This window comes from Sporosarcina sp. ACRSL (genome assembly GCF_022346605.1).
GTDB lineage: Bacteria > Bacillota > Bacilli > Bacillales_A > Planococcaceae > Sporosarcina.
In genome coordinates, this window is record NZ_JAKRNT010000006.1 from 223,920 (window position 1) to 241,190 (window position 17,271).

Annotated in this window: 18 protein-coding genes and 1 other annotated feature (1 of these 19 cut by a window edge); of the genes, 5 read left to right on the plus strand and 13 right to left on the minus strand. The window is 43.0% G+C overall.

The window, feature by feature from the left end; genetic code table 11:
• Positions 1-107 precede the first annotated feature (107 nt).
• Positions 108-1,481 carry a magnesium transporter gene (mgtE, locus tag MHZ92_RS10885; protein WP_239431717.1) on the minus strand — a complete coding sequence of 458 codons (1,374 nt, stop codon included), beginning with the start codon at positions 1,479-1,481 and terminating at the stop codon, positions 108-110.
• An 85-nt stretch (positions 1,482-1,566) separates the two neighbouring features.
• Between mgtE and prpE the strand changes: the two genes are divergently transcribed.
• Positions 1,567-2,307, plus strand: a complete 741-nt coding sequence (gene prpE / locus MHZ92_RS10890; RefSeq protein ID WP_239431718.1) for a bis(5'-nucleosyl)-tetraphosphatase PrpE — start codon at positions 1,567-1,569, stop codon at positions 2,305-2,307.
• Here the strand turns inward: prpE and MHZ92_RS10895 are convergent.
• The 4 genes from MHZ92_RS10895 to MHZ92_RS10910 are packed head-to-tail and all read right to left on the minus strand — an operon-like array spanning position 2,304 to position 5,109.
• The gene (locus tag MHZ92_RS10895; protein ID WP_239431719.1) at positions 2,304-3,236 is read right to left on the minus strand and encodes an RluA family pseudouridine synthase; all 933 of its coding nucleotides are present in this window, start codon (positions 3,234-3,236) and stop codon (positions 2,304-2,306) included. The two genes, prpE and MHZ92_RS10895, sit on opposite strands and share 4 nt — an antisense overlap.
• Positions 3,226-4,026 carry an NAD kinase gene (locus tag MHZ92_RS10900; protein ID WP_239431720.1) on the minus strand — a complete coding sequence of 267 codons (801 nt, stop codon included), beginning with the start codon at positions 4,024-4,026 and terminating at the stop codon, positions 3,226-3,228. Before MHZ92_RS10900 ends, MHZ92_RS10895 begins: the two co-directional genes overlap by 11 nt.
• A gap of 2 nt (positions 4,027-4,028) precedes the next feature.
• A complete protein-coding gene (locus MHZ92_RS10905) occupies positions 4,029-4,700 on the minus strand; it encodes a GTP pyrophosphokinase (protein ID WP_239431721.1) in 672 nt (223 codons plus the stop codon).
• A gap of 16 nt (positions 4,701-4,716) precedes the next feature.
• Positions 4,717-5,109, minus strand: a complete 393-nt coding sequence (locus MHZ92_RS10910) for a hypothetical protein (protein ID WP_239431722.1) — start codon at positions 5,107-5,109, stop codon at positions 4,717-4,719.
• 144 nt (positions 5,110-5,253) lie between these two features.
• On the opposite strand from MHZ92_RS10910, the gene MHZ92_RS10915 reads away from it, so the two are divergent.
• From MHZ92_RS10915 to MHZ92_RS10925, 3 genes are all read left to right on the plus strand, one after another.
• On the plus strand, positions 5,254-5,949 hold the full coding sequence (locus MHZ92_RS10915) for a lytic transglycosylase domain-containing protein (RefSeq protein ID WP_239431723.1): 696 nt from the start codon (positions 5,254-5,256) through the stop codon (positions 5,947-5,949).
• Between the two features lie 94 nt (positions 5,950-6,043).
• On the plus strand, positions 6,044-6,436 hold the full coding sequence (locus MHZ92_RS10920) for a globin domain-containing protein (protein ID WP_239431724.1): 393 nt from the start codon (positions 6,044-6,046) through the stop codon (positions 6,434-6,436).
• Positions 6,437-6,450: 14 nt separating this feature from the next.
• On the plus strand, positions 6,451-7,245 hold the full coding sequence (locus MHZ92_RS10925) for a DsbA family protein (RefSeq protein ID WP_239431725.1): 795 nt from the start codon (positions 6,451-6,453) through the stop codon (positions 7,243-7,245).
• Between the two features lie 748 nt (positions 7,246-7,993).
• Here MHZ92_RS10925 and pepF read toward each other — a convergent pair.
• Positions 7,994-9,805 carry an oligoendopeptidase F gene (pepF, locus tag MHZ92_RS10930; RefSeq protein ID WP_239431726.1) on the minus strand — a complete coding sequence of 604 codons (1,812 nt, stop codon included), beginning with the start codon at positions 9,803-9,805 and terminating at the stop codon, positions 7,994-7,996.
• Between the two features lie 51 nt (positions 9,806-9,856).
• The gene (locus MHZ92_RS10935) at positions 9,857-11,011 is read right to left on the minus strand and encodes a competence protein CoiA (RefSeq protein WP_239431727.1); all 1,155 of its coding nucleotides are present in this window, start codon (positions 11,009-11,011) and stop codon (positions 9,857-9,859) included.
• Here MHZ92_RS10935 and MHZ92_RS10940 point away from each other — a divergent pair.
• On the plus strand, positions 10,995-11,534 hold the full coding sequence (locus tag MHZ92_RS10940) for a hypothetical protein (RefSeq protein ID WP_239431728.1): 540 nt from the start codon (positions 10,995-10,997) through the stop codon (positions 11,532-11,534). The genes MHZ92_RS10935 and MHZ92_RS10940 overlap by 17 nt on opposite strands.
• 311 nt (positions 11,535-11,845) lie before the next feature.
• On the opposite strand, the gene MHZ92_RS10945 is transcribed toward MHZ92_RS10940, so the two are convergent.
• The 6 genes from MHZ92_RS10945 to MHZ92_RS10970 all read right to left on the minus strand — a co-directional run bounded on the left by MHZ92_RS10945 (position 11,846) and on the right by MHZ92_RS10970 (position 17,052).
• A complete protein-coding gene (locus MHZ92_RS10945; protein WP_239431729.1) occupies positions 11,846-12,385 on the minus strand; it encodes a hypothetical protein in 540 nt (179 codons plus the stop codon).
• Between the two features lie 37 nt (positions 12,386-12,422).
• On the minus strand, positions 12,423-13,025 hold the full coding sequence (locus tag MHZ92_RS10950; RefSeq protein ID WP_239431730.1) for a hypothetical protein: 603 nt from the start codon (positions 13,023-13,025) through the stop codon (positions 12,423-12,425).
• A gap of 287 nt (positions 13,026-13,312) precedes the next feature.
• Positions 13,313-13,831 (minus strand): hypothetical protein, encoded by a 519-nt coding sequence (locus tag MHZ92_RS10955; protein ID WP_239431731.1) that lies wholly within the window; start codon positions 13,829-13,831, stop codon positions 13,313-13,315.
• A gap of 254 nt (positions 13,832-14,085) precedes the next feature.
• The gene (gene mecA, locus MHZ92_RS10960; protein WP_239431732.1) at positions 14,086-14,739 is read right to left on the minus strand and encodes an adaptor protein MecA; all 654 of its coding nucleotides are present in this window, start codon (positions 14,737-14,739) and stop codon (positions 14,086-14,088) included.
• Between the two features lie 309 nt (positions 14,740-15,048).
• Positions 15,049-15,447 carry a transcriptional regulator SpxA gene (gene spxA / locus MHZ92_RS10965; RefSeq protein ID WP_239431733.1) on the minus strand — a complete coding sequence of 133 codons (399 nt, stop codon included), beginning with the start codon at positions 15,445-15,447 and terminating at the stop codon, positions 15,049-15,051.
• A gap of 399 nt (positions 15,448-15,846) precedes the next feature.
• Positions 15,847-17,052, minus strand: coding sequence for a putative glycoside hydrolase (locus MHZ92_RS10970; protein WP_370644690.1), 1,206 nt, complete (start codon positions 17,050-17,052; stop codon positions 15,847-15,849).
• Between the two features lie 172 nt (positions 17,053-17,224).
• Positions 17,225-17,271 (plus strand) — a binding site (T-box leader) (it continues 190 nt past the right edge of the window).

Genomic DNA, 17,271 nt, shown 5'->3' on the forward strand with positions numbered 1-17,271 from the left:
CAAATAGTAACGGTTCATTGTAGGAAATGTTGATTCCCCCTTTTTTCCGTAGTATATGCGCCTATCGGGAATGAAGTTCTTTTGCACATTCCAATACAATGAGTCGTTCAGAGATTACCGATGAACATTGTCGCCAATCCAAGATAGATGATGATGCTAATGACGTCGTTCAGCGTCGTGATAAAAGGACCGGATGCGACAGCCGGATCGATATTCATCCGGTGCATGAACAGCGGAATAAACGAACCTGAAATCGTTGCAACAAATATGGAAACGAGAATGGCTGCGCCGACGAGCAAGGCAATGATGAATTCTTGCTTCCAAATGAAAATAAGACCGACCACAAAAATCGCGCAAATGAGCCCGGTTATTAAGCCGGTACCCGCTTCTCGCAACAGCAGCCTAAATTTGCTTTCGTCCTCGACATCCCGAGTCGCAATTCCGCGGACTGCAACCGCCAGCGCTTGTGTTCCGCTATTTCCGGCGGTTCCCGCAATTAACGGTATGAAAGCTGCGAGCAAAGCGACTCGCGATATTGTTTCGGTGAATAAATCAATCAAATTTGCCGTTAACATGCCGAGCACTAATAGGATGATGAGCCATGGAATCCTTTTCTTCGCTGCTGAAAACGACGTTTTGTCAAAGGAGTCCATATTCGATACGGCAGCAAGTTTTGAATAGTCATCAGATGCTTCTTCATCAAGAACGTCGATAATATCATCGACTGTAATAATTCCTAACATATGCTGTTGGAAATCGACGACCGGCACTGCGAGCAAATTATAGTCCTGGGTCGTCCGTGCAACATCTTCTTGGTCATCCGAGACGAGCACACTGACGACACGCTCGTTCATAATCGATTTGATCAATGTGTCTTCATCCGTAATGATCAAATCCCGGAGCGAAACGACGCCCGTCAAACGATTATCCTCATCGACGACGAAAACATAATAAATCGTCTCTGCTGATGGGGCTTCATTTCGTAAAATCGTCATTGCAGAGCGTACTGTGGAATATTGCGGAATCGAAACGTATTCAGTCGTCATAATCGAACCAGCTGTGTACTCTTCGTAATGTAAGAGGGATTTGATCTGTGCAGCCGCCTCTTTATTCATTAACGTCAAATAACTAGCGATTTGCGCCTTATCGAGTTCTTTCAGGACATCTACCGCATTATCGACGAACATGTGGGAGATCATGTCCGCGGCATAAGTCGTGTCCATCTCCTGAAGGAACTGTCTATATTCATGTTCTTCTATTTCACTTGTCTCGAATATTTCCGCCAACTCTTGTGGGGAAAGGAAAAAATACATCGTTTTACGATGATCTTCGCTCACTTTCTCATAAAAAACAGCTCGATCGTACGGGTGAAGCATTAAATACTCATCACGGAACGTTTTAATATCTTGTTGTTCTAATGAATTTATCAGTTTTTCTTCGTCGATAATAATTTCATCGCGAATTTCATCATTTACAGACATGGCTGCACCTTCCTTTCCACTCCGACATACATGAATTCATTCCTAAAGGTATAATAATAAAACAATCGCTAAAAGGAGAATCGATATGAAACTGGATATTATTGGTGATATTCATGGATGCTACGACGAATTGATGTCACTTATTGAGAAGCTTGGGTATTCATTCACATCCGGGTTGCCGTTTCATAAAGACGAGAGGCAGCTCGCATTTGTTGGCGATGCGATGGACAGGGGTCCTGCATCGGTGAAAACACTTGAATTCATGTTCAAGCTACAAGACAATGATAGACTCATCTATTCCCCTGGCAACCATTGCAACAAACTATATCGGCTCTCGAAAGGGAGAAATGTTCAACAAAAAAACGGTCTTGAGACGACAATGGCGGAAGTGAACGCCTTTTCACCGAAAGATAAATTACGCTTTTTGGATCGATATCGACAATTCTACGAAGCTTTACCTTTATACGAAAATCTGGACGACGGAAAACTGATTATCGCACATGCCGGAATCCGTGAACAGATGATAGGAGAACCATTTTCAAAAAAAATACAGTCATTTGTCCTTTACGGAGATACGACCGGCGAAACACTTCCCGATGGCCGTCCCGTCAGAAGGGATTGGGCGAAGAAATATCGCGGAGACGCTTGGATTGTCTATGGACATACCCCGGTTACCGAAGCGAGGTTCGTCAACCGAACAGTTAATGTCGATACGGGATGCGTGTTCGGTGGCAAACTGACCGCAGTCCGTTATCCTGAAATGGAAATCGTCTCCGTTCCTTCAATGCAGCCTCACATTCCGGAGAAATTCACTCATTTTGACTAACCTTTGTGATGAATCAACCCTTCCATGTCAAGAGGCAAGCGACTCGTAAACGTCACGTGCTCATTCGTCAACGGATGACGAAAGCCGATTGATGCACAATGCAACGCCTGTCTTCCGATGAGTCGTAGACTGCCGCCATATAAGTCATCACCGACGAGTGGGTGTCCAAGCCATTGCATATGGACACGGATTTGATGCGTCCGTCCTGTGTGCAGCGTCAACGATACAGACGTATATGGCTCCCCATTCAGCTCAAACCGGTCGAGCACTTGAACATCGGTTCTTGCATACTGTCCATCCTTCCTGACCGTCCTTTCGATGATGCTACCGTCCTTCCGACCAATTGGTTGTTCGATCGTGAAGATGTCTTTTTCTACTTCTACATATCCTTCCACGATTGCGATATAACGGCGATCAAACCCGATCGATTGCATCTGTTCACTGAGCAGATGATGAATATGACGATTTTTTGCTATACAAACGAGGCCTGAAGTATCAGTATCTAGCCTTGTAACGACGTGTACCGTCGCAGGGACTTGCTCGTTTTGAAACTTCCCGGCGACAAAATTGGCGACCGTTCCGTCCGGATGGTCGCGCGATGGTATCGTTCCTTGACCGGCTGGCTTGTCGATGATCAAGATCGAGTCGTCCTCGTAGGCAATTGCCAAATTGCCTGTTTGAGGGACAAGACCAACACTTGGCACCTCCAGCGGAAATTCGACAATGACGGCATCCCCTCTCGTCAATATATGCCGCACAGTCCGTTCCTCTCCGTTCACGAGCAGCCTTCCTCCATCAAATTTTACCGCTGTCAATGTTCGTTTAGAGATTCCGTGGCCGTGTAGGAATTCTCTCAGAAGAACCCGATCTTGCTCGACAGTGAATGCAAGAGTGAATCGATTCGTATTCATCATTGTGTCACTTGTCATTGGCTATGAACGAATCGTGGACACGCGTCCAGAACGGGAACGGACGGAATCTGCCGAAACGTACCTTTTCATCTGCCACCTTATATTCTATCGACTTCACATCTTTATGCAGAAGCTGCAAATGATCGATTGTCACCATGAAGTCGGGCCCTTTGACCGGTGTCAGCACACAGCTATGATGTGCCGGAAGGACAAGCGGGGAACCGACCGTCCGGAACACACGATTATTGATGGAAGCCATTTCGGTCAACTGAATCGCATGCAACGACGGATGAATAATCGCGCCACCGAGAGCTTTATTATAAGCGGTAGAGCCGGATGGCGTAGACATGCATAGTCCGTCCCCGCGGAATCTTTCGAAATGCACACCATTCAATTCCACGTCCATGACTAACGTCACTTCTGGGGATTTGACCGTCGATTCATTGAGCGCAAGATATTTCGCTGACTGTTTAGAATCACGATAGTTGATCGTCACTTCAAGAAGAGGGTATTCGATAACGGTATATTCCATTCGGGCAATTGACAGGACAAGCTTTTCGAGCTCTGCAGGCTTCCAGTCAGCATAAAAACCTAGATGTCCCGTGTGGATGCCGATGAAGGCGGTATCCTTCAAGCGATGGATATATTTATGGAATGCTTGCAGTAACGTACCGTCTCCCCCTACCGATAAAACGATGTCGGGTTCATCTTCGTCAAAGACAAGTCCGAAGTCCATCAAATAGTCTTTCGCTTCGTCCATTAACTGATTCGATAACGAATCACCTCTCGACTGGATCGCGAATTTCATCATCAACTCCCCTTTTCCGTTTCATTTTTGCCATAGTCCCGATCGGCGGTCTCCTTGAAAGCGGTGAAATACTTCTGGGCATCATGGATTTCATCTCGGATCAATGACATTTCTTCATCTAACCTAAAAGCGGCTTCGGCGGCCCGTTCCAATCGATGTCTAATTTCGTCCGGCAATTCGCTTTGATATTTGTAATTCAAGGAGTGTTCGATGGAAGCCCAGAAATTCATTGCCAACGTACGGATCTGAATTTCTGCGAGAATCGTCTTTTCTCCATGAATGGTCTGTACCGGATACTCGATAATCACATGGAATGACCGGTATCCACTCGGCTTCTTATGGGAAATATAATCCCGTTCCTCGATCACTTTCATATCTGTGCGATTCCGCAATGTATCGACAACCTTGCCGATATCATCGACGAATTGGCACATGATACGCACTCCTGCAATATCCGGCAATTCCTCTGCCAACTCGGCAGACGGTTTAAATGGGATACCTTTTTCAAGCGTCTTATCATAAATGCTAGCGAGCGGTTTCACCCGTCCTGTGACAAATTCCACAGGCATATGGACACCTTCTATTTCATATTGCGCACGAAGTCCTTTCAATTTCACCTTCAATTCGGCAACGGCCTGTTTATACGGCTCCAGAAATTGCTTCCACTCTTTCATGAGTAGCCCTCCAAACTTATTCGTTAATGTTTTGGAGGAAGGCCTCGAATTCCTGCTCCACCGCAGTCGTGAAAGCCTCTCCATAATTATCGTTTCCTTCAATATTATAGACGAGCATTGTCAGCTCCTCTACAAAACCTGGCAACGGAATTGTTTCATCGTTCCATAAAAGCGACGGATCGTTGCCAGTTTGCAATGCCTTCTGCATATACGGCCATATCACTTTCGGGAAATGTATGTATGCGTAACCTTCTTCAATGTCCATTAAATAGACGAAAGATAGTTCATCGGAATCGGTTATCATTTTCTTTGCAGGAGTTCCATTAGGACGCGCATCTTCCGCTCCTAATATGAACAAAATTTCGTTGTCTTTCTCTTGTCCCTCTATTACTTGGTTCTGAATTCGCATTGGTCTTCTTCCTTTCAATATTCATACGTTCAGTCTATCATATGAAAGCCTCCGTTGCAGTCTGTAGCATGCGTTTTTATGTTGGAATTGATATACTTGAATCATAAGGGTCTGATGAGAGTCCCAAAGAAAGGAAGTAACAAAATGGATGCACGCGCAATACGGACACTACTTGATATACAGGCGATGCAGACACTTGGATCGGTGCAAACTTTCGCAAATAGGCAGGATTCAACTTCCTCCCTTTTCAGTGTAATGATGGATGATGTTTTAAACGGCTTGAGCGCTACGCGTACAGAGACATATCCACTTCAGTCATTTGGCATGTTAGGCGGACTGCAAACGATGGAAAGCCTCCGATATGCTGGACCGAATGGCGTGTATGTACCGGATGGCCTTGAATCGGCAGTTCTCGCTTCCCAAGCAATTCGTCATAGTCCATCCGTCCCATCAGATGAAAAGGACTACAGCGATTTCATTTCCCGTGCCGCGAAAAACTACGGGTTACCTGAAAACTTAATAGCCTCTGTTATTAAACAAGAATCCAATTTCAACAGCACCGCCGTCAGTCGTGCGGGAGCAATGGGCTTGATGCAGCTCATGCCTGGCACTGCTAAACTACTAGGCGTGACGGATGGATTCGACCCTGAGCAAAATATTATGGGCGGCGCAAAATATTTGCGGCAAATGCTCGACCAGTTCGGAAATGTCGAAATGGCGTTGGCAGCTTATAACGCAGGTCCCGGAAATGTTAGAAAATATGGCGGTATTCCGCCTTTTAAAGAAACAGAACAATATGTTTCGAAAGTGCTAAACTACTATAATCGTTTTGAAGTTTGACAACTTTCAAGGTCCTTTGAAAGCAATTTGGTTGTGAAAGAATTGTTTGGTTGATAAAATGTCCATACAGTCAGAACAAAGGAGATTGACATACATGACTCGAAAACCTTTGATCCCTTACGAGGAAATCGGTGCTGAAAAATTGTCGGAGCTCATTGATCGTTTTTATGAAAAAGTGGCTGTCCACCCGGACTTATATCCGATTTTCCCTGAAGACCTGACGGAAACAGCACGAAAGCAGAAACAATTTCAAACACAATATTTAGGCGGACCGAATTTATTCACGGAAGAGCACGGCCATCCGATGATGAAAGCGCGTCATATGCCTTTTCCTATAACACCTACACGGGCAAAAGCGTGGCTCGCCTGCATGGCGGAAGCGATGGATGATGTGGGCCTTGAAGGACCTCTTCGGGAAGTGTATTACCAGCGACTCGTGCTAACTGCGAATCATATGGTAAACAGAAGAGACGGTGATGACTGGTGAACGGGGAAATTCTGTTGGATAACAACGTGACGACTTCAGCTCCCTTGTCAAAGCCGATTGAAATTTATGTATTCGTCGACCCGTTATGTACGAACAGCTGGGCACTTCAGCCATTACTACGCAGATTGCAAGTCGAATACGAACGGTATTTCACGATGAAAATCGTTCTTCGCACTTCATTGACGAAAACAAATTTAGGATGCTTTGTGAATTCAAACGATGCAGAGGCATGCGATAAAAACCACCCGGCATTTCCGAGCATCGCATTGAAAGCCGCAGAGTTCCAAGGGAAGCGCGCAGGTTTCCGGTTCCTTTCCAAGCTTTTTGAATATGCGTATTTGAAAAAGAGGAATGTCCTTTCCTATTCAGTCCTTGTTGAAATCGCGGAAAGCATCTGCTTGGATGTAGATGAATTCGTCCTTGATTTCTCCTCCCACCATGTCGTGCGCTCGTTGCAAGTCGATTTGCATTTAGCGAATGAAATGGAAGTGGAAGACGCACCTTCTTTCGTTTTCTTCAATGAAAACATTGAGGACGAGGGGTTAAAGGTGAACGGACTGCATTCGTATGAGATTTACGAACAAATTTTAGAGGAAATGGTTGGGTATGAAATTACACCGGATGCCCCACCGACTTTGGATGAGTTGTTCCAACTTTTTGATTCCCTTTCTACGAAGGAAATCGCTGATATTTACAATATTCCGGAAAAAGCAGCCGAGCGTGAGTTGAAAAAGCTGCTACTTCTACAGAAAATTGAAAGACTCCCGTTATCAAATATGACATTATGGCGCAAACGCCGATTACATTAAAAAGCAGCTTGCATGGTCGTCGAATCCCATGCAAGCTGCTTTTTTAATTTATACAATCAACCTATAACTTAGGCTATTGCTTTCCGTTTCAGCACTCGCTTTCCGCGGGCGTTGCCAATCGAACAGCGAAGGGTTCGATTTGCCGTATTTCTGCGAACTTTGCAGAAATTAAGGCATCTGCCACGCTGTGCTCGTAACGCTACGCTTTTACTCGCAAAAGCCGTTCTACGTGACGGCAGTGCAAATAGGTGCTCGCAACGCTTTCGCAGGAGTCTCGCGCTTGCACTCCAAGCAACCGCAGCCATTTAAGAAGAAATTATTACATACAAGGATACTTGAGGAAGCATAAAAAATATCAAAGTTCAGTTATCTAGTTTGCAATAAACGAAAAGAGCATCCACTCTTGGGGGAGAGGGATGCTCTTTTACAAAGGGAATGGGAGAAATGTTCACGTTCAAACAAAAGGGGTGTATGTTTGGTATGTGATTTATTTCACATCCTTAATTTATCATAAAATAATAGTAACATCAACATTTCACATGAAGTTTCACATCTTTGTCACAAATAAAATGTGAAACAAACCTATTACCTAGCGACTTAGATAAATCATACTAAAAAGGTGTACATTAAAAATTCTGAATGTAAGCGCTTAACTTTTTACTATATAGATATAACAACGGGCATCCGAACAGAAAAACACCTGACTTAGGTGTTTTAACACACTAAGTCAGGTTCTGTTTGCTGCTTTTTAGCTAAGCAATTCTTCCAGTTCATTCAATCGTTCCTCGAACACGCGGCACGCTTCTTCAATTGGTTCCGTGCTCGTCATATCGACGCCAGCTTTTTTCAAAACTTCAATCGGATAATCGGATGATCCGGCTTTCAGGAAGTGATTGATGTAACGATCGACGGCAGGTTGCCCTTCCGTTAAGATCTGATGGCTAAGTGCAACTGCAGCACTAAAGCCTGTCGCATATTGATACACATAATAGTTGTAATAGAAATGTGGAATGCGCGCCCATTCTAGAGCGATTTCCTTATCGTCTTCAACAGCGTCTCCGAAGTATTTCTTGTTCAACGCGAAGTATTCTTCCGATAATTTGTCAGCAGTCAATGCGACGCCTTGTTGGTCCAGCTGATAAATTAAATGCTCGAACTCTGCGAACATTGTCTGGCGGAAGACGGTTCCACGGAAACCTTCCAACCAGTGGTTCAGTAAATAAATACGTTTTTGCTTATCGTCGATTGTTTTCAATAAATGATCGTTCAAAATGGCTTCATTCACAGTAGAAGCGACTTCAGCAACAAAAATGGAGTACCCGCTATAGTTGTACGGCTGATTTTTCCTTGAGTAGTAGCTGTGTACGCTATGGCCGAATTCATGTGCCAATGTGAACATGTTATTTACGTTATCTTGCCAGTTCATGAGGATATACGGATTTGTACCATATGACCCTGATGAATATGCACCGGAACGTTTCCCTTTATTTTCACGGACGTCCACCCAGCGGTTTTCAAGTCCTTCTTTGACGATTGATGTATATTCTTCGCCAAGCGGATGGAAGCTTTCGAGCATCGTTTTTGTCGCTTCCTCGTATGGAATTTTCATCTCGACGTCTTTTACCATCGGTGCAAACATGTCCCACATATGGAGCTCGTCCAAACCAAGAACCTTTTTGCGCAATGCGACATAGCGGTGGTGCAATCCGAGGTTTTTATTTATCGTATTCACTAGGTTGTCATATACTTGTTCCGGTATATGGTTGTTCGACAATGCCGCTTCCCGTGCAGATGAATATTTCCGGATGCGTGCATTCACATTATTCTTTTTAACATTTCCGCTCAATGTGGAAGCGAATGTGTTTTTGAATTCATCGTATTTGCTGTACATCGCCTTGAATGCATCTTCACGCACTTTTACGTCTTTGCTTTCAAGGAAGCGAATGTAACGTCCGTGGGATAGCTCTGCCTCTTCTCCGTCCTCGTCTTTCACCATCGGGAATGTCAAATCGGCGTTGTTCAACTTACTAAACGTTTCGGACGAGCTGCCCGTCACCTCACCCATCTGCGCGAGGATCGCTTCCTGTTCAGCCGGAAGGATATGCGCGCGGTATGCATTCATTTCCTCGAACTCATGCTTGTACACCTTCAAATTATCGTTGTTTTCCGCAAGGCTACTCAATTCATCTTCTGGAATGGACATCAACTCAGGTGCAAAGTATGAAAGCGCTGTCGATATTTTGACATATAACGTTTTCGCACGGCTCTCCATCGCTTGATAGAAGCTGTTTGTCGTATCCTGATCCCCTTTCAAATGGGCATACGTATACAATTTCCCCATTCGTTGATAGATCGTGTCACGATAAGAAAGCGCTTCAAACAATTCATCGGCACCTTGATTCAGCGTACCTTTAAATGATTCTGCCTTCCCTGAGAGCTCTTCAATTTCCTTGTATTCCTGCTCCCATGCTTCGTCTGTCGGGAAAATATCCTCAAGACGCCAAGTTTCTTCAACTTTCACTTGATCGCGCGTCAACACTTTGTTTTTCGTTTCAGCCATTTAAAATCCTCCCCGTCATCTTTCTTCGTAAATCGAATCATTTTTATTCTCTCAATTCCGTACTTCATTTGCAAGGAATCTTTCTGAAATTAATTGCAAAATCAGATTTTCTTGGAAGTCTGTTTTTTGAGATGTGGATGAAATTCCAAAATGGCTTAGAATCTCAATATAATGCTCACAAGCGGCTATTTTCTTAACAGAAATTCCGCTAAATCCATGGACAAATCGCTCAATGGAATAAGGGGAGACGTCTGAAAAAGGGATTTCATTCCGCTTCAGAAAATGGACAAAGCGGAACTGCCATTCCACGTCCGCCTCCCGAAAAGATTCGTTTTCCGGAACAGGTATGCCAATCCATTTCGGAAGTTGAGTCGGGAGCATCTTCATTTCATAACAGCTTCTTAAGAATGGGTCTTTAATGCCTTTCCTATTCAATAAAACACGGTTCTCCAGCTCTTTTTGCCGAGCTGTCATGTAAAGTTCGCTGTACTGTTTTACTTCCTGTTCGGTAGGTGCCTTCGGGCGGGCGAATGGGAATATTTGAAATTTGAGAGGAAGAATGCGGTGCATTCCGATATATCGTTGTCCGGCTACATGTAATAGACTGCTGAAATAGTGAAATGTTTCATTGTGGGGATTAAAAGTGAGGAGAACGTTGCCTTCATGGGGTTTATTGACGATGAACCACTCCTGGAACTTTGAAAACTGAAAGATGCCGACACCTTCAGAGTGGTTCGTGAATTTTGCAGGTGTTTGCAGAATCCAAATCGGTTCCAAACCGGCGCGGCGATATCCATCCGTCCGTTGTTCAAGCAAGGAAATGGGGATTGTACTGCATTGGAATTCGATCGGATAATTCATTTCTTCGGTTTTTACGAGCAGATCTGGACGTTGTGAAATGTTGTTCAATAACGGCTCCAATTCGACTTCTTGTTTACCCGCCGAAAGGAACTGATACAATAAACGCTTGCCGTTCAAGTGCTGCTGCGATTCCCCCTCGGAAAAAGAGGTGTTGCAAGCAGTATCTTTTCGATGTGCAAAATGCGGAACGACAATGTCGCCGACTTTCAACTGGACCGGCCCTTTGCACTGCGGGCAATAAAACTTGCGCGTCTGCCGCCACATCCGCAGTTCATGCCTTTCCAGTTCCGAGGATAAAATGATCAGTCGTCCTTCATCTGAAAACGCTGTGAGTATTGCCCTCACTCCTTTCACTTGTATTGTAAGGAACCGGACAAGTTATTTCAAATATTATGAATTTAAAATAATTGAAATCAAAACCAGATTTTCGCTACAGGCGGACGCGTTCCGCGGGCGAGCGGTGAGGCAGCCTCTTCCTGCTCCCTTAGGGTCGCAAAAAACATTGCTCGCAAAAAAAATTGCTCGCAACGCTACGCTTGTGCTCGCAAAAAAAATTGCTCGCAACGCTGCGCTTGTGCTCGCAAAAAAATTGCTCGCAACGCTGCGCTTGTGCTCGCAAAAAAAATTGCTCGCAACGCTGCGCTTGTGCTCGCAAAAAACATTGCTCGCAACGCTGCGCTTTTGCTCGCAAAAAACATTGCTCGCAACGCTGCGCTTTTGCTCGCAAAAAACATTGCTCGCAACGCTGCGCTTTTGCTCGCAAAAAACATTGCTCGCAACGCTGCGCTTTTGCTCGCAAACGCCGTTCTTCGTGACGGCGTTCGCTACAATTCTTGGTGTTCTTTTTATACAGGTATTCAATACTTAATAAAGGTATGAATCAACAGATTCGGGTGGAAAGGAAATAAACACAATAGTAAATCAGCAATATAAATACTTCCCTCTTTTATTAAAATTACCAATTTTCCAATCAGAAAATTGGATATCACCGGTTAAGTACAATTTATCACCACTCAGATTATGCTTATCACCACTCAAGTGACCGTTTTCACCACTTAGGCGAGGTTTATCACCATTTCGCATAAAAAAACAACTTTCTTCATGTAGTTTGGTATTCAATCCAAAAGGGGTGCTTTCACCTTGAAAATGATCTTGAAATTAATGGCCGATTTTTGCAACCTAATCGACAACTTTAAAGTCTATTGTTGCTTTAATACTTACTCTCTCTCGATCTTCCAAGAAGAAGTCTGTCTCGCCATTAACAACATAATATCCAGTGGGAAAGCCATCATTGCTCAAGAAATTCTTAATAAATCTTACATAATCACTGGGGGCATCTCCTGAATATCCACCAGTTTTCACGTATTCTTCTCGGTAAGGTACCCCCTGTTTGAGGACTGTTGATAACCCTATGTCATTAACGGCAAATTCAATATTGTAAATTCTTGTCTTTTCTACCAAAGTAAAAAGAATAGCCGAGGAGGAATGATAAATAGTAACTTCATCTTTATCTCCTGCATATGTTATTTCGCCGAATAGTTTCACATCCTCCCCATTTCCATACTCATTCTTTTCGCTAACAAGTCGGAAAACAAAGTCGCCTTGAACATTCTCGTCTATTGTCTTTTCAACTTCGTAATCCTCCAAATCACTGCTGTTAGTCTGATGGGATGAGCCACACCCTGAAACAAAAAGTACAAGTAACGTTACAAGCGCCATGAATTGTCTTTTAATCTTAAATCCCCCCTAATGGAAGTTATAGACAAAACCCACTTTTTTCACCGATACCCCTTGAACATTGCTCTCGTTCTTCAGCAGATTCTATATACCAAAATCCATTCTCTTTTTTCATCTTTAATTTGATATCACTTCCAGCAGTAGAATCATCAAAAAAACCATAACTCATGATATAACCCAGTGCATTATTCTCATCCAAAAATTTGATTCGTGAATTGACCTCCCAAATACCTTGACCTAAGAAATTGCTAACTTCTACATCAGTCATGAATGCTAATAGAAGCTTTCCTGGATTTTCCCAAGTTTGATTAGGTGAGGATAGAGATTTATCAAATTCATCCTCAAATTTTCTCCAATTTGTAATTTCTTGCTTATAACCCATTGCTTCAGAAAGGGAATAGTCAGTCACATACTTCCATAGTTGAACATCAGCATCATTCCAAAGTTTCGGGGCATCTTCTTTTGAGATTTTGATATACTCCTGTTCTTCTGCCCCTTCAGGTTGCCGTAGTACTTCTTTACCAGAAACTTCCACGACAGATTTTGCTCTTTCATCCGTAATAGTTTCCACTGAACAGGCAGCCAAGAAAAGAATGCTCATCATTATACTTAATTTCTTCAAATCCATCGTCTCCTTGTATCTTTATGAGTTAGACGGAGTGAAACTACTATTTGTTTCAATGGATCGAATACTCGGCAAATTAATCATTCCGCCTATTTCAATTCCCACAGCAATTCTTGAATAGGTTCTTCATTATTTTTATTCCATTCCATAATATTTTCAAATGTTGGTTCTTGTAAATCGGCGATGTCTACCTGTAAGTCATTATCCTTCCACTCAATACGTGTAATAGGATATTCAAAGGATTCCAATACTTCAAGTTGCTGCGATGGCGGACTTTTATGAACTCATTTAAGTCCATTAGTGCGATTTGATTTCTTACGACTGCAACCCCCTCGGTCCTTCCAAATAGAAGCGCCAAATGATCCCCTTTTTTGTTTGACATCTTGAAAGATGCTCGATTCTGATACCTCAATTGATCGAACTTCATCTTTACTACTATGCTCTACTAAAAGTTGATCGCAAAGCTTTACACCGCAATTGAAGCTGACGAGAAAGTAATCCTTTTGTTGATGTGTAAGGATAAAGGTACTCCGCAATCTGTTCATTTCTAATTCCGGATTATCATTTTGACTTAAATAGGACAGTAAAACAGGAAGCTTTTCAATATCTATTTGAATATCTTCCATGCCGGATCGCTCTAATACAAGAGTTAAAGCCTTTCCATCACTTATTTCCAAGTCATCCGTAACCGTGATATCCTCATTTCCATTAAACGTTTTGTGCAAAACATCCTCGATGGTTATAAAGATAGCTGAAAAAGAACCTTTATTGTTTTCATCTCTTGGCTCGTAAGTCCATGTCATTTCCTCTCCATCGATAGATGCAAGGTATCCTGTAGCAAAGTAATTATGATAGGGAATCTCTGCAGCTTCCTCTCTTGACTACAGGTAAGAACGCGTCCGCCCGCAGCGAAAGCCGTCACGAAGAACGGCTTTTACGAGCAATAGCGATAGCGTTGCGAGCACCAGCACTGCTGGAAATCAACTTATCCAGCAATATTTCTCTATGTAATACAAAAAAGCTGTTCCCCATTTATTCAGGGAACAGCGTATATGTGTTAACCGAAGTATTTATTCACAGTTGCCAAAACGTCAGATTCCATAATGACTTTGCCGTATTCCTCCAGGCGGTGGATCGTCACTTGGGATAAGGAAGCGAATTCTGATACGATGCTGCAGAAATCGGATTTATCCTCATCATCCATTTTCGATTCATCGTACAACACGTACAGATAGAATTTATTTTCAAATGAATAGAGAGATGTTTTGACTGCGTATGGAGGAATGATGGTAGACAGTGGAATGAGGTTTTCGAACTCCTCAAAGACAAACATATCAGACGTCCATACAACAGGCTCATCATTCAATTCACTCATAAGTTGTTCGGAATTGGCAAACATGCTAGGATCCGGATCAAAATGCTTCCGGGCATCATCCATGCCAAATTGTGCATCCGATTCGTCATTATCTGAAGTTTGCGCCCGTGTTACGGTCACTTCGATGCCGTTATTCATCGCATGAACTTGGATCCACAACGGACCTTCCACTTCGAATTCAGTCTCGTCATTGATTTCGTCCATCATTTCCCAGAAGAGCTCCTCGCTTTTATCGCGATTGTACCAAACCTCTTCCCGTGTAAAGCCTCGTTCCTCAATGTCTATATACGATAAATAAAACTTTACGGTATTATCATTGACTCGCTCAATTTCCATCCCTTTTCTCTCCCTTCCCTCAAACAGGCGTTTAGCCCATTTCGTTTTTTTGCATTAAACCTGTAATGCTTATACTTACTATATGACCGTCCCGGAGGTTTTGAAAGGGTTATCCTCTTGACGATTAATGTTAATAGCATTGTAGAGAACATCTGCCCGCAATGCAAGGGTCAAATTCAAAAGCTTCTGGCGCCCGGAGTCTAGACGTAAACAACAACGCAGGGCGCCTGCTTATAGTCTAAACGAAAATAAAAAGCCGATGGGAGGCAATTGCCTGTCAACTCCCTATCAGCTTTACTACGTGTTAAATTAGTTTACCATGCGCCGCGCTTCAAGCAGCTGATAGGCCCTTACTTTTCTTGGTAGGAAGCGTCTGATTTCATCTTCATTGTATCCTACCTGAAGCCTTTTTTCATCTAAGATGATTGGTCTTCTTAATAGGCCTGGATGTTCTTGGATCAATTCATATAAACGTTGCAGTGGAAGGCTTTCCACGTCGACATTCAGTTTTTGGAATATTTTTGAACGCGTTGAAATGATTTCATCGGTTCCATCTTCGGTCATCCGTAAGATTTGTTTGATTTCATTAATATTCAAAGGCTCAGAGAAAATATTGCGCTCTGAATATGGGATTTCGTGTTCCTCCAACCACGCCTTCGCTTTTCTACATGATGTGCAACTAGGTGAGGTGAATAATGTAACTCCCATTCGCTGACACTTCCTTTCAGTTGGATTCCTGTCTTATATTTAGAATATTAAATTAGAATGATTTTAAAGTAATGAGCTTATCTCCTATTATACACATATTCATTCTCAATGAATACACTTTTTTGAAAAAAAGTGAAACAGATGGTTTCCTTGTCACATTTCCGCAATATTATAAGCTTTACAGCTCCTTCGGTTATGTACTTTCGTATTTCTTTACTGTTATACCCGACGGAGGAAATGTTTAAACATCATTACTTCAAAAAAATCATTTTCTCATTTAGAAAGAGTTGATTGAAAAATGTACCTCTACACTTACTAGTACGAAATCAAGGCCAGAAAAGTTTCATTAAACAATGAAAAAATTCCGGAAACCTTGCATAAAAGGCTTCCGGCTGGAGGTCATGGCGTGTAATCAACGCCTTCTGTATAATTATTCCCTGCATTCCATAATAAATACTCATTGATGCCATTCTCTTTCAACGCTTTAATTTGCGCTTCCACTTCTTCTTTTCCGTAACGGAGATAATTCCCTTTCCCAAGCCAAGAGGCACTGAAATCCTGCAGCCAAGGACGTGAAACAGGAGGACTCTCAAGTTCACTTAGTTTGGCGTTTTCAACCTTCGCATATTCTGTGACAAGCTGGTAAGGTTCAAGATCGGGTTTCGCTATACCGAAGTAGGAAGTCCAATGGCTTGGATAAATCATCGAAGAGATGACATCAACGTTCTCGGAAATTTTGGAGAAGTTCTGTCCGATTCCTGGCGCTTCCGGTAATGTTGCCGAGTAGCCAAAAATATCGACGGACACGTCTACGTCGTACGGCTTCAACTGTTCCCTAGCATACGCCACAAAACCGGTCACCGCTTCCACCCTACGTTGAACCGGGTCGAGTTCAGAATCGGCATAGTCGTCCATAGAGTATTTTAGGATGTCATGACGTTTTTCGAATCCTTCCGGAAAACGGACATAGTCAAATTGAATTTCCTGGAAGCCCATTTTTGCAGCTTCAATCGCGATTTCGACATTATGATCCCATACTTCTTTCATGAACGGATTGACGAATGATTCGCCTCTTCCGTTTTTCCACACTTCATTCCCCTCCAAGAAGGACAGTTCAGGTCGTTTCTCCGCAAGCACTGTATCCTTGAACACGACGATTCTGGCGATTGGATAAACCTTATTCTCCTCAAGCGTCTCGAGCATCTTGCGCGGATCTTTTATGTATGGCTTCCCGATGCCCATATCGAACAAAGGAGAGTCCTCTTGCGGTTTATACGTCAAATTGCCAAAGTCATCTTTTATGTCTATCACCATTGCATTCAAGTCTGTCGAGTCGATCAGTTTCAACAACCTTTCGAAGCGGGCCCCCCCTGCTGAATGCCCTGTCACGTAAATTCCTCGTACAGCATCTGGATATTCAAACACTAATCCGGAGTCATAGCTGTATAACTTAGAGCCGGCAACAATTCCTTCCTCTATCGTTTCAAATCCGTATGTACGTTCAGCAAATTTAACATCCGCCTTCGTCTCATCAGCTTGCACTGCAAACGGAAGGCTAATTGCACTTGCAAGCAACAAGGAGCTTGCGATCTTCATTTTCCTCATAGCACACTTCCTCTCTCTCACTCATTCTATCAAAGCAAAAATACAATGAATAGGGGAACTCATCTATTCCCATCTTTATTTGTTGAAAAACCACTAATTTTGTCGAACACAGTGAAAAAACTTTTGCTGTTGCTTTATTTCACGTATCGTATTATACTTTTGACAACTATTATGAAAAGCGAAGACGGAAAGAGTATTCTTGTCGCGGCATTCAAGAGA